Origin of the sequence: Sinorhizobium terangae (assembly GCF_009601505.1) — a bacterium.
Classification (GTDB): domain Bacteria; phylum Pseudomonadota; class Alphaproteobacteria; order Rhizobiales; family Rhizobiaceae; genus Sinorhizobium; species Sinorhizobium terangae.
Genome location: NZ_WITC01000067.1, coordinates 1 through 11,255, shown reverse-complemented (window position 1 = coordinate 11,255; position 11,255 = coordinate 1). Strand labels below are relative to the sequence as shown.

General features: G+C 57.3%; 10 protein-coding genes and 6 pseudogenes. 4 read left to right on the top strand and 12 right to left on the bottom strand.

Annotated elements, in window-relative coordinates:
- Nucleotides 1-318: pseudogene (locus GHK62_RS33640) on the top strand (hypothetical protein); the annotation flags it as partial.
- Between the two features lie 268 nt (nucleotides 319-586).
- Complete coding sequence (locus GHK62_RS18100) at nucleotides 587-1,264, top strand: methyltransferase (RefSeq protein ID WP_153440537.1); 678 nt, start codon at nucleotides 587-589, stop codon at nucleotides 1,262-1,264.
- A gap of 602 nt (nucleotides 1,265-1,866) precedes the next feature.
- Here GHK62_RS18100 and GHK62_RS35245 read toward each other — a convergent pair.
- The 9 genes and pseudogenes from GHK62_RS35245 to GHK62_RS35015 all read right to left on the bottom strand — a co-directional run bounded on the left by GHK62_RS35245 (nucleotide 1,867) and on the right by GHK62_RS35015 (nucleotide 6,649).
- The gene (locus tag GHK62_RS35245) at nucleotides 1,867-2,043 is read right to left on the bottom strand and encodes a hypothetical protein (RefSeq protein ID WP_380786161.1); all 177 of its coding nucleotides are present in this window, start codon (nucleotides 2,041-2,043) and stop codon (nucleotides 1,867-1,869) included.
- Between the two features lie 417 nt (nucleotides 2,044-2,460).
- Nucleotides 2,461-2,816, bottom strand: a pseudogene (gene mce / locus GHK62_RS33965) (methylmalonyl-CoA epimerase); the annotation flags it as partial.
- Nucleotides 2,791-3,877 (bottom strand): annotated as a pseudogene (locus GHK62_RS34355) (methylmalonyl-CoA mutase family protein). The pseudogenes GHK62_RS34355 and mce, both read right to left, overlap by 26 nt.
- Nucleotides 3,878-3,981: 104 nt before the next feature.
- A complete protein-coding gene (locus GHK62_RS34350) occupies nucleotides 3,982-4,065 on the bottom strand; it encodes a biotin/lipoyl-binding protein (RefSeq protein ID WP_167528289.1) in 84 nt (27 codons plus the stop codon).
- A 77-nt stretch (nucleotides 4,066-4,142) separates the two neighbouring features.
- Complete coding sequence (locus tag GHK62_RS35240) at nucleotides 4,143-4,283, bottom strand: hypothetical protein (RefSeq protein ID WP_167528288.1); 141 nt, start codon at nucleotides 4,281-4,283, stop codon at nucleotides 4,143-4,145.
- A gap of 314 nt (nucleotides 4,284-4,597) precedes the next feature.
- Nucleotides 4,598-5,000, bottom strand: a pseudogene (locus GHK62_RS18080) (MFS transporter); the annotation flags it as partial.
- Nucleotides 5,001-5,400: 400 nt separating this feature from the next.
- Nucleotides 5,401-6,027 (bottom strand): hypothetical protein, encoded by a 627-nt coding sequence (locus tag GHK62_RS35025; protein ID WP_327791104.1) that lies wholly within the window; start codon nucleotides 6,025-6,027, stop codon nucleotides 5,401-5,403.
- Nucleotide 6,028: 1 nt separating this feature from the next.
- On the bottom strand, nucleotides 6,029-6,241 hold the full coding sequence (locus GHK62_RS35020; protein WP_337732952.1) for a hypothetical protein: 213 nt from the start codon (nucleotides 6,239-6,241) through the stop codon (nucleotides 6,029-6,031).
- A gap of 69 nt (nucleotides 6,242-6,310) precedes the next feature.
- Nucleotides 6,311-6,649, bottom strand: a complete 339-nt coding sequence (locus GHK62_RS35015; RefSeq protein WP_327791105.1) for a hypothetical protein — start codon at nucleotides 6,647-6,649, stop codon at nucleotides 6,311-6,313.
- A 1,112-nt stretch (nucleotides 6,650-7,761) separates the two neighbouring features.
- On the opposite strand from GHK62_RS35015, the gene GHK62_RS18070 reads away from it, so the two are divergent.
- Both GHK62_RS18070 and GHK62_RS18065 read left to right on the top strand, forming a co-directional pair.
- Nucleotides 7,762-8,565, top strand: coding sequence for a sugar phosphate isomerase/epimerase family protein (locus GHK62_RS18070; RefSeq protein WP_153440536.1), 804 nt, complete (start codon nucleotides 7,762-7,764; stop codon nucleotides 8,563-8,565).
- Nucleotides 8,566-8,976: 411 nt separating this feature from the next.
- Entirely contained in the window at nucleotides 8,977-9,864 is an 888-nt protein-coding gene (locus GHK62_RS18065; RefSeq protein WP_234886951.1) for an IclR family transcriptional regulator, read from the top strand.
- 153 nt (nucleotides 9,865-10,017) lie between these two features.
- Here GHK62_RS18065 and GHK62_RS18060 read toward each other — a convergent pair whose 3' ends face one another.
- From GHK62_RS18060 to GHK62_RS18050, 3 genes and pseudogenes are all read right to left on the bottom strand, one after another.
- Complete coding sequence (locus GHK62_RS18060) at nucleotides 10,018-10,239, bottom strand: RidA family protein (RefSeq protein WP_167528287.1); 222 nt, start codon at nucleotides 10,237-10,239, stop codon at nucleotides 10,018-10,020.
- Nucleotides 10,240-10,413: 174 nt separating this feature from the next.
- Nucleotides 10,414-10,773, bottom strand: a pseudogene (locus GHK62_RS18055) (S-(hydroxymethyl)glutathione synthase); the annotation flags it as partial.
- A pseudogene (locus GHK62_RS18050) lies at nucleotides 10,752-11,112 on the bottom strand (alcohol dehydrogenase catalytic domain-containing protein); the annotation flags it as partial. The pseudogenes GHK62_RS18055 and GHK62_RS18050, both read right to left, overlap by 22 nt.
- Nucleotides 11,113-11,255 lie beyond the last annotated feature (143 nt).

The window sequence follows — 11,255 nt, the reverse complement described above, 5'->3', positions numbered from 1 at the left end:
TACGGCGGTCCCGGCGACGACGTCCTCTTCGCCAGTGACGGCAGAGATCAGCTGACCGGCGGCGACGGCCAAGACACCTTTGTGTTCCAATCCCACAATCCGGTCCGCGACCCAGCGGGCTGGCCGGACCCGGGCTACACGGTCATCTTGGATTTCGACCCGAACGAGGACACTTTCGCCTTTGATGCGGCAGGCTATTACAGTGACGGTACCAGCGCAAACTTCGTCAGTCACGCCAGTTCGCGGTCTGGCCACCCGGTGGATACCTTCCACAGCGGCTGTCGATCGCCCAATGTCAGAGGTCGCTTGCGCACCTGAATAAGTAAAGGACGGGAACGCTTGTCGCCGCGATGGATCCTCGGGTTGGCACTGCTCTTGCTTGTCACAGCATAAACCACCTTGCGCGGGCTACACAGGGCTATCACACATTCTTGAAGACTTCACCTACGATGAGCATTGGGCTTTCGAAGAGCGAAAGCGGTACTACATGTGATGGGCGGTATGGGGTCCATCATATCTTTGCCCTCAAGACCCTGGATACTGCTGCAATAATCGGAAACACCTGCACCGGTTTCGGAGAGAACATATGAGTGAACTCGATACAATCAGGGCAACAATCAGGATGAGTCAACAGAGAACTTTCCCGCGTCATATGCGCGAGTTCGGGCTGGATCTGATCGTCCGAGAAGGGGTTTTCCCTCCCGAAGATTTCAAAAGTTGGCGTTGGTTTAGTGAGAACTTCCCTCCATTCGCTCGAAAGAGGATTTTGGAAATCGGCTGCGGTTTCGGACTCCCGGGCCTTTTATTGGCAAAGACCGGTGCGCTGTCGTTGCTAGCCTGCGATATCAATCCAAGGGCTGTCGCGAACACGTTGGAGAATGCCGCAGCAAACGGTATTGAGAATATCGAGGTTATGGAAAGCGACATTTTCAATAAAATTCCCCCAGCGCGAAAGTTCGACATTATTTTTTGGAACTACCCTTGGTACTTCGCTCCAGCAGATTTCGAATTTAACGATGACATCGAGCGTGGCGCATTTGATCCCGGCTACAGGCAGCTCGAGCGATTTCTGTCGGAAAGTCCAGCATATCTTACGGAGGGAGGCAAAATCCTTCTAGGGTTCAGCACTAATGGCCGTGATGACCTTCTTGAGCAACTCGTGGCTGCGAATGATCTTAACTCGGTAATTGTGAGGTGCGGGACCTACCCCAACGTCGCTTTGACTTACAGGCTGTTCTCAATATACCGTAGCGCGACAGTGTAATGTTTCCAACCCTCAACAGCACCGTTCCAGCCGCCATTTCGCCCTCAGCCTTAGAACAGGATCGCTGCTCTGGGGCAGTTCCTTGAGGCGCAGACGGGAGTGAGAAGCAGCTCGAAGGCGACCCAGGGGCGGCCCTTGCCACCCGCGTGCTGGCACCTGCGGATCACCTGATCGAAGGCGCCCACGTGGCACGGCAATCGCCTGCGCCTTGCTGCCTGCTATGCCGTCATGGACGCTTGCGTGATTCAAAGCATCATGAACGATCAGGTCCGTGCCCTGCGACAGGGACGAGAACAGCGCAACATTCCTGCAAATCCGCTGCCGAAATAGCGCCCTTTCGACACGGAAGAAGGCCGCCGCCTCCGCTTTCGAGCGCCTGGTGTTCGGCGTGATTGCCACGCAGCAGCCGTGACCCGCCGGCGCCGGCCGGTACGCCTCGCTCGATCGCAGCAGATGTCGCGGCTTTCAGACGGGGTGCACCGGCAAGTCCCAGATAGTCGTTGGATGTGAAATCCACGTCCTGTAGTGGCGCCAGGGCGCGGATCCGCGACTTCCGTTCGAGTTCGGCAAGCGTCGCCTCGTACCGATGGGGGCCGACGAGCTCAATGAAGCGTCTCCAACGCCATCGGCTTCAGTCCCAGCCGCCGAAAGAGTGCGCCGTCGTGATCTACGTCGGGATTATCGGCCGTCAGCAGCGTGTCGCCAACACAGATCGAGTTGGCACCGGCGAACAAACAGAGAGCCTGCATCTCGTCGCATGTTGATCGGCACGCTTCCAGGCGGCACAGGAAGAAAGGCGAGCATCAGCAGCATCGAAATGCGGTCATCTACCGTCTCGCCGAGAATGCCGCCGCGCAAACCTTGATGCCCGCATCGCGGACGTTGGCCAACGTTTCGAGCCGACCCTCGAATGTGCGGGTGGTGATGATTTCAGGATAATAGCACTCCGACGTATCGACGTTGTGGTTGTAGTAGCCGGCTCCGCCTCGGCGAGCCAAGTTGCTGGGCGCGGGGGCAGATCGTTGAAAGGCAAGCTATAGATGCTCGTTGCGTCTTCCAACTCAATGACCTGCTTGTTTCCATGCCTGCTCCGCATTCCATCCGTAGCCTGAATTTGGCTCATTGATTGCTATCTCCTGCTACGCCCTAAGATGGCTACTCGCGCCCGCTTGCAGCATTCACTTCTTCCAGCTAGATCAGAGGGCCGAAAAGTCCCTGGGATGGAGAAAATATGGGTTTCCCATGGGCGCCGATCTTTGGCGACCCGTCACCGAGCACACAGCGACCGCTTTCTCCAGGTGATCACGCGCGGCTGCGATTTCCGTCACTTCGTAACAGATATGGTGCATGCCGCCGTCCGGGTGTTTGGCGAGGAAAGACGCAATCGGCGAATTCTCGCCCAGCGGCTCAAGGAATTCAATTTTGGTATTGGTGATCGTAACAAACGCGACAGTGACGCCGTGCTCGGGTAAGCGCTAGGTGCAGACACCCGAGCACCAAGGATCTCGCGAAAGCGAGCGCTAGCCTCAAGATCCTGAACGGCAGTTTGTACCCGAAACGCCGTGGTCGAGCAGGACTGATAGTCCTGCCGCGGAATGACGCCTCCAGCGACGACGATGATGTCATCCGCACCTTTCGCCTTCAGCGCCTCGCCGCGGTCGTGGCCGTCCTGACCAAGCTTGGCGACCATGGTTTTCGGCTGATGCCGGATTTCTTCGTGTGGTCGGCAAGACGCCTGGCCAAAACTTTCATTTGCGGATCGGTGTGATAGGCCTCGCCGTAGACGCCGTGCACGACCTCTGGCGTCGCCGAATGGTCACCAAAAGCTTTGCGCATTGGTCTGACTTCGCCAACGGTTGCTCGCGCGCGAGGGACCTCGACGGCGGCGGCGAGCAGATTGCCATTACCGGTGCTTGCCACATCGGTGAGTTCGGCGAGCGCCTTCTCGACGGCTCCGGATTGTGCCAGCGCTTGGTCTCGGTAATGCGCTTGACCTGAGCGGCGCGGACGGCGGTGTTATTCGATATCAAAAATATCGATCTCATCCTCGTTATCTAGCCGGTACTTGTTAACGTCGACGATCACGTGCTCGCCAAGGTCGATTGCTGCTGGCGCTTGGTGGCGGCGGCTTCAATCAGTCGCTTCGGGAGCCCCTCGTTGAAGGCCTTGGTCATGCCGCTCCGGATGCCGTCGAAGATGATCTTCATGTCCTTGACGCTGTCGATCGCTACACCCGCGTTGCCGACATCGCCCTCGACGCGGCGGTGATCGGAAACATTCCCGCGATACGTGGCAAGGTAGACGGCGACCGAGACGTGTTGTTGACCGGTGGCGAGGTTTCGGCGGTAGAAGGCGTTGGATTCCTCCGCGGTCGAGAAGCCGGCATAGTGCCGGATCGCCCAAGGGCGGCCGGCATACATGGTCGCGCGCGGATCGCGCACGAATGGCTCAAGCCTGGCCAGGAAGAAAGGTGGGCATGCCGTTGAGATCGTCGCCGGTATAAAGCGGCTTTATCGCAATACCTTCCGGCGTCTCCCAGACCAGCTTTTCAGGTGACGCCTTCAGCTCTCTTTCGGCGAGAACCTCCCAGTCCTGAATCGTCTTGTTGCTCATCACTCTAACTCCATGATGACTTCGTCGACCGCGAGCGATTGGCCGAGTGAAGCCATGACCGACTTCACCACCGCCCTACGCGGCTTTCAGCACGCTTTCCATCTTCATCGCTTCCACGTGGCTAGCGCCTGACCGGCTTCGACGGCGTCGCCGTGCCGGACCAGTACCTGCGTAATCACGCCCGGCATCGGGCAGAGAAGCTGTTACGACGTATCCGCCACCTGCTTGACCGGCATGTAGCGCGAGAGTTTGTATACGCGCGGCGTCATGAATGAAAGAGATCGACACCGCGGAAGCGCAGACGCCAACCGGCGGAAGCTTTAGCGAGATTGACACTGATTGCACGTCCATCGACACGGAACCGGCTATGCTGATCGCCGAGTGTCCAGTCGCTCTCCAGTTCCATGGACTGGCCATCGTAGAATTGCGGTTAGCCGTCCGGCGGATAGGGAGGCCGAGATGGTCCACGTTCGTGGGCCTGCAGTAACAACCCTGGTCATAGATCACTACAAGCGAGACCGCTTGCCGTACCGAATAGCTTGATGCTCTAGTTTCACGTCACGGAGGGATCGAGTCCATGCGGGGCCGGGGCATTGGCTCGGTCAATCTAGATGGCGGAAAGTCACCCATGTCATCGCCACTGCCCGCTTGAGCTCTTAGTGAGAACATTTGGCGTCATTGTGGGTTTCGCAGTGCAGGAGAGACGGAGAACCGACCATTTACTCCTGATTCGAGAGGCGCCAGATTTCTGACCGCCGCGCGCATCATGTTGTATCCGACCGACATCAGCGTCACCGCGGCCGGAATATCCCGCTTGTCGAGGATGTCTCCGACCGAGGCGTGCCAGGCAGGATCATTCAGGGCAAAGCCGCAGCCAGCAGCCAGCCGGGGCCAATCCGAGAATGAGCCAGGGGCTGACAAAGCCCAAGCCGGTAGACAGCGCCAGCACGATGAAGGCAAGCGCGATCAGAGACAGGCCAGCGATCATCACCGATCGGCGGCTGAAATTATCTGCGATTGCTCCGGCGTCAATCGAAAGGATGAACGCCGGCAAGGTGGTTGATGCCCGGAGAAGCGCCACCATTAGGTCCGACGCTGAAACGGTGGCCATAAGCCAGCTAATGGCGACCGTTTACACGAGCCATCCGGGACTGGCGATAAGCGTTGACGTCCAGATCGAACGGAACGCCGCGTTTTGGAGTGGGGCGAACGTCGCCGAGCCGGCCAGTGGAAGGTGTTCGAGTGCATCTCTGTGACTCTCGAAATCTCCAGCCAGGGCTGGCAGGTGCTCGGCCGATTTGAAAAGTGGCTGCCGCCGAGACCTGTTCGGCGGCAGCCAAGGTGCTGCCCTTGCGAGGCAGACGGGAACTCTGTGCTATATCATGACCTGCATGTAATGTTATAACGCCTCGACGAGCTCTCTCGTCTCGCTCTCGCCGATGTCAAGCAAAATCCCTGTCATGATTGTCATCGCCTCACGGGCGATTGAAAGTAACGCGTGCTCGTCGGGCCCATGTTGTCCACTATCTGCGTAAGAATGCGGAATCCAAATTGTAGGCAAGCCGAGGATTTCGGCAAATAGCTCGTTCGGCAGCGAGCCCTAAGTTTGGCAAGACATGGGGCCGCATGTGGACACTTCTCTCGATCGAATCGGAAACAAAGCGCACCCATGGATGAGTGGGGGAAATGCGGGTGGCTTTGAACGCCTGGTGCAGTTGAGAAAGCTCAACCATCTCGAAGCAATGAGCATCGAGATGTTTCCTTAATGCAGGCAGTATATTCTCTACGTCCGTGCCGACAACAAAACGCAGTTGGCCGACGGCGCGGGCGGCACCGGAGATCGCTGACTGGGGTGCAACAATAGATCCTGACGAAGTCGCAAGGACCGAGAAGGAATTCCAGCCAAAGACCCTTTCTGATGAAGTCAGAGAAGGTTCTCCCCAATCAGGATCATTCAAGCGAGGCGGAAGATCGGCTAGCGCCGCACGTACGTTATCAGTCAAGCTGTTTGGGAGCCACTCGGGAATGCAAATCCGTCCCCGCGCATCTGTGATCGTGGCGACCGCATGTGCAAGAATAATCGCCGGATCGGCCAACAGACCACCGAAATTACCAGAGTGATAATCTCGATTACGCAGCCGCACGGCCATTTCAAACTCGATTGCCCCCTCGATCCCAAGAAGGTGGTCGGAGTAGAGGGCGAAAGACGCGGCCCGTCTGAAGCAATGAAGACATCCGCAGCAAGCTCGTCCCGCTTTGCCGTAGCAGACCGTAGGAGCCTGTTTCTTCTCCCATTTCCAAAAGGAACTTCACGTTAAAGCCAAGCTTGCCGTTCGTTTCGAGCAAGAGCCCCAAAGCTACGATATTTATCAGGTGTTGGATTTTGTTGTCCGCCGATCCTCGGCCATAGAGGCGATCCCCTCCCGGACCAGTTCAAAAAAAGTAGCCAAACCGTCGCGCCAGCGATGCTGCTGGCCATTTGCACACGTCGCCATGTCCGTACAAAATCACGGTCGGCAAGATCTCCGCCTCGAAATGGCTTGCCAAAAGCAAGGGCGCTCCGCCTGGCAACGGATTGTCGTGAATGTCTGCGACAAAGCCGTACTGTTCGAACAAGGGCCCAATGTCTTCCCTGAGGTACGCGCTCAAATCTTTGGGCTGCCCCTCGCTTTGACTGATGGAGGGGCGTGGCACCAGTCTCGCCAGATCGCGTATTAGCGTGCCACTGTCGACATATTCAACTGCACGCTGCAGAGCCTTCTCACGACACATCACTACCCGGCCGCCAATTGCGCCTTTTCGATAGCAAGGTCGCAGAGAAATGATGAACGGAACTTGACCCTAAATCCATGAAAGCTGCGGATCATTGGGGAGAATGATCCCAATACATATCCCTCAAGAACGTTCCACTGGACTTTCTCCCTGGCGTCGCGAGGCAGTCATCAACAAATCTCCAGGTGGCTTTCCGTTTGGGAGGCGACGCTCCGACGCGTTCCTACCTCTGGCGAAACGACGACGAGCTTGGCGTCAGAAATCAAATAGTAACGATGTTGTGTATGCAGTGTTAGGCGGCAGATTGACCGCACCTGCGGCCAGTGCAGAATCTGAGACACACGGTTCGGCACTGGCTCACCAGTTATCGGCCGGTCAACGCATCCCGGATAGCGCGGATTGCCGCTAGCGCCTCAATCGAACGATCCGGTACCCCGTCATCGGGATGATGCAAGAGCTTCACAGTCGCGAAATCGGCGTTAGGTCAATATAGATGACTCGTCCGCCATACCCTCTACACATTAAGGAGCGCCGTTCCGCTTCCTCGATCCAGAACGTGTTGTGGTATGCGCCACTCGGCAAGTCTAACCTATGGCCGCCAAAAATTCGGAACAGGTCGTAACTCGCCCCTCGCGTGTGTTTGATCCATTCCGATGCAACAATCTGTTTTCCGTTACCCGCCACGCAGGTGCAGCAACGCGAACCGGGCGTAATCGCGAAGGGTCGCGTTGAAACCACCGTCGGTTAGAGCAAACCGCGCTGGTCGACCGTGATGTACGCGTCTTCCTCCGCTCCCATAGGCGCACTGAGTTCGCTGCTAAAGAGCTCAGGAAGCATTTTCCCCGTTACCCTCTGCATGATAAAGCCGAGTACGTCGTTTTCGATCCCGCGGTAGCTGAATCGAGCGCCATGCGGAGCCTCCTGCTCCGGGGATGTTTTGAAGCTCTAGCATTGAAGTTGCATATCGAACAGCTCGGGCGTATCGTCGAGGAAATTGCAATCGACTAGCCTCGCCCGCGCCCTGCCCTTCTCGGGGAGCATCCCGAGTTTGGAGATATGACCGGCCGCATTAATAAAATCTTCGAAAGCTCGGCCTCGAGAGGTTCCGATCAATGATCACAATTACTGACATCGCAATCAATCACGCAACGATCCGCAAACAAGCCGACATGACCCGCTTCATCGAGCTCTGTGTTGAGCGTGACATTAAGACCATTTCGATCTGGGGTGACGAGGTCGACCGGGTAGGCGAACGAACGGTTCTCCCCGTACTTCAAGAGATCGGACTGCGTGTTCTCGGCTACAACAGGCTCGGCCCGTTCGAACCCAAATTTCTCGATCGCACGCGGATGGAACTGGAACGCGCAGCTCGGTTCGGAGCCGACCACGTCATGGTCTTCACGGGAGGAATTCCTGGCGGGCAGCGCGACCTTGCGACCCTGAGAAGACAACACGAGGACTGCATTGGCAAGCTTCGCGATGAAGCAGCATCATTCGGCGTTACGCTCGCGCTCGAACCCTTGCATCCCATGCTGTTCGGCGATCGAACGACACTTGCTAGCCTGAGCCGCGCAAACGATCTTTGCGACGCGCTCGGAGAAGGCGTTGGAATTGTCATTGACGTCCACCACGTCTGGTGGGATGAGCGACTAGAAGCTGAAGTCGCTCGTGCCGGTGCTGCCCGTCGGATAGTCGGATTTCACGTGAACGATTGGCTGTTACCGACCAAGCATCTGCTGCGTGATCGTGGCATGATGGGCGACGGAATCATCGATCTTGCGGCGATAGAGCGCATGGTGCGCCGCGCCGGCTATGGCGGGCCGATTGAGGTGGAAATTTTCTCAGACGATTGGGACTCGCGTGCGCCAGAGACTGTCCTGGACATTGCGATCGAGCGCTGCCTGGCAATTTTCTAGGACCTATGAACGTGGTGGTTCTGCGAGTGCAACGGGTCGCGCTGATCCGCTCATGCCTGGTCGCCGAATACAGGCTCTTTAATTGACGCCGCAGTAGCCAGATTGTCAGGCTCACCGACGCGCAGCGCCAGGAACTTGCTGCCTATTCGCAAAAGATCGCCAATGGCGAGATCATCATCCATCCGAATGGAGAGGATTAACAACCATGCGGCAGATCGCTGACGCCAGCGATCGTAATATGAAGCTACGTGCCGGCTTTTTGAACCCCCAAAGTTACGTCTGGCGAGTGCTCTGCCCTTGCCTGTTCAAAATTGGAGAAAATCACTATGTCGCAGTTGAGTTTTGTACTGACGAGCCAACACCCCTGAGGAATATCGGCCCATAGCTTGGCTGCGGCACGCTAGATTGGAGATGGAAACCTATTCCATACTGGAAACAAACCTTCTATGTTATCAAAAAACGGAGGATCAAGATTTGACTGTCGCTGCTGTATCTCGATGCCTCACCCTGCTTGAACTACTGGCTGGCGAACGCGAACCCGTCGAGTTATCCGACCTCGCCGATCGTCTGGAGTTGCCTACGAGTGCAGTACACAGACTTGTAACGACACTAGTAAACCACGGATGGGTCACCCAGGACGCGGCGAGCCAAAAGTATGCTCTATCCTTGAGCATGAGCACGTTGGCGTTTCGCAATCTTGATGCACGCAATGTCCCCGATGTCGTGCAGTCAGTTTTAAATAGGCTGGCCGCGGAAACCCAAGAATACTGTCGTCTAGCAATTCTGGAAGGGCGGGATCTTGTCTGGGTTGCCCGCGCACAAGGTGCGGTGACAGGATTGCGATATGACCCAGATATGGGGCAGGAGATTGTCCTTCACGCGACGGCAAATGGAAAGGCCTGGCTTGCGACCTTGCCGGAGGAAGAAGCGCTGGAGGTAGTATATTCGCGTGGCTTCGGAGCCACGCGAAAGCTCGGTCCGAATTCTGCACGATCCATTGATGAACTTCGCACTCGGCTGGATGAAACTCGAAAGCGCGGCTTCGCAACTTCCGTTGAAGAAGCCGAGGCAGGTACCGCGGCAATCGCAGTCCCGTTCCGCGCCAGCTTTGACGCTAACGCTCCCGTAGCGGGAACGATCTCCGTTGCCGGACCCCTCATTCGAATTAGTCCGGACCGTTGGCCCGATTTGGCGCGCTCGCTCAACACGGCAGCGGTCGAACTCAGCAACATTTGGCCTCTTCGCACCCGTCAACGCACCATGACACCCTTAATCGTTGCTACAGGCGCAGTGAGGTAGATTGCTCGCAGAGCTCGGTGGGCGCGTCGGCGTGAAAAAGTCCTATAGCGGCTAGAAGCCGCGGACGAGACCGCAAAGCCTATTCAAAACCTGAGGTATGCTTCGCCTGGCTGCACAAGCGAATCGCGCAGCCCACACGAGTAGAATATCGATTTACAACTTCGCTGCGACCGCCTCGAGCTCGAGAAGCACGCCTGCTCCCGCCAACGCGGGTACCAAAACCAGCGTGTTGGCGGGCCGATGACCGTCGAGGAAGGAGTTGCGCACTTTCGTGTACGCATAGACGTCTGTACCGGCGACAATGTAGTGGTTGATCTTGACAAGATTACTAATCTCCATTCCGGCTTCTTTCAGCACGAGTGAAATCTGGTCCAAACTGTTCGTGCCTGGTCCTCACAAGAGCCTTCACCCGAGATTTGGCCTGAGATGTGCAACCACGTCGCCCCGGATGGGGTCAACATACCTTGGCTGAATGGTGCCACGGGATTGCTAAGCGCCGCAGGTTCGATGGGAGTCGATTTCATCGTCTTCCTTTCACTATGTTTGCCCTTACCGAAACTTCCCTTTGGGCAAGCAGGTTGCGATTAGTCTCTGAGCCTGGTCCATCAGTGCGGGAGAGAGGCAGTCGTATGGCTCGAGCCCAACCTGTCTGAGACTTTTCCTCGTCTCATCCACCTTCGAGGGATCAAAGCCACTCTCGATGATCGAAGAAACGAAATGCGGCGAATCCCGGGCGGGCATAGCCCTTGTCCGCGAAACGCTCGGGGTGGATGAACGACAGCCTTGGAAAGGATGCTCGCGTTCGACAGGCCCGTACATGTGGACGCCGCATTCCTTGCAGGCGTGACGCTGGATCAGAGCGGCCGGATCGACGACGGCGAGCTTGTCGCCGTTCTCAAGCACCTCGACCTTGGCGGGTTGATGACGGCGCCGATCCCGCTCGTCACGCCGCGGCCGATGTAGCAGATCTTGTCAAACGGCGCGTCCGGATTGACCTTTGCAACGGCGATTTCAGGCAGGACCGGGAAATTGGCGAAGGTCGAGCAGCCCATGTAGTGGTGGATTCTGTCTTTGCCGATCGAGAAGCGCGAGGTGACGCCGGGGCCGACATCAGCGACGATGCCAGCACCCTCATGACCAAGAGTGGCCGGGAAGAGGCCTTCCGGATCGGCGCCGATACGGTGAAATCGTCGGTCGCCTTGACCTCGACCAGCACCTCGCCGGCGGTCCTTCGAGTTGAACCGTCATGACCTCCAGCCGGAGCCGAGCGATCAGCGCATCCGAATGCGAGTTCACCGCCTGGGCACGAGCGGCAAGCGCTTCCGCTTCACGGCGGGCTGCACGCTCGGCGAGGATCATCGCATGCGCGCTGGCAAGGTCGTCGGGAAGCT

Bases quoted from the DNA above. Each gene is read 5' to 3' on its own strand.
- GHK62_RS35240 (WP_167528288.1), bottom strand. From the start codon at position 4,283: ATGGAACTGGAGAGCGACTGGACACTCGGCGATCAGCATAGCCGGTTC.
- GHK62_RS18100 (WP_153440537.1), top strand. From the start codon at position 587: ATGAGTGAACTCGATACAATCAGGGCAACAATCAGGATGAGTCAACAG.
- GHK62_RS18070 (WP_153440536.1), top strand. From the start codon at position 7,762: ATGATCACAATTACTGACATCGCAATCAATCACGCAACGATCCGCAAA.
- GHK62_RS34350 (WP_167528289.1), bottom strand. From the start codon at position 4,065: ATGCCGGGCGTGATTACGCAGGTACTGGTCCGGCACGGCGACGCCGTC.
- GHK62_RS35015 (WP_327791105.1), bottom strand. From the start codon at position 6,649: ATGTGTCGTGAGAAGGCTCTGCAGCGTGCAGTTGAATATGTCGACAGT.
- GHK62_RS35025 (WP_327791104.1), bottom strand. From the start codon at position 6,027: ATGGCCGTGCGGCTGCGTAATCGAGATTATCACTCTGGTAATTTCGGT.
- GHK62_RS18065 (WP_234886951.1), top strand. From the start codon at position 8,977: ATGGAAACCTATTCCATACTGGAAACAAACCTTCTATGTTATCAAAAA.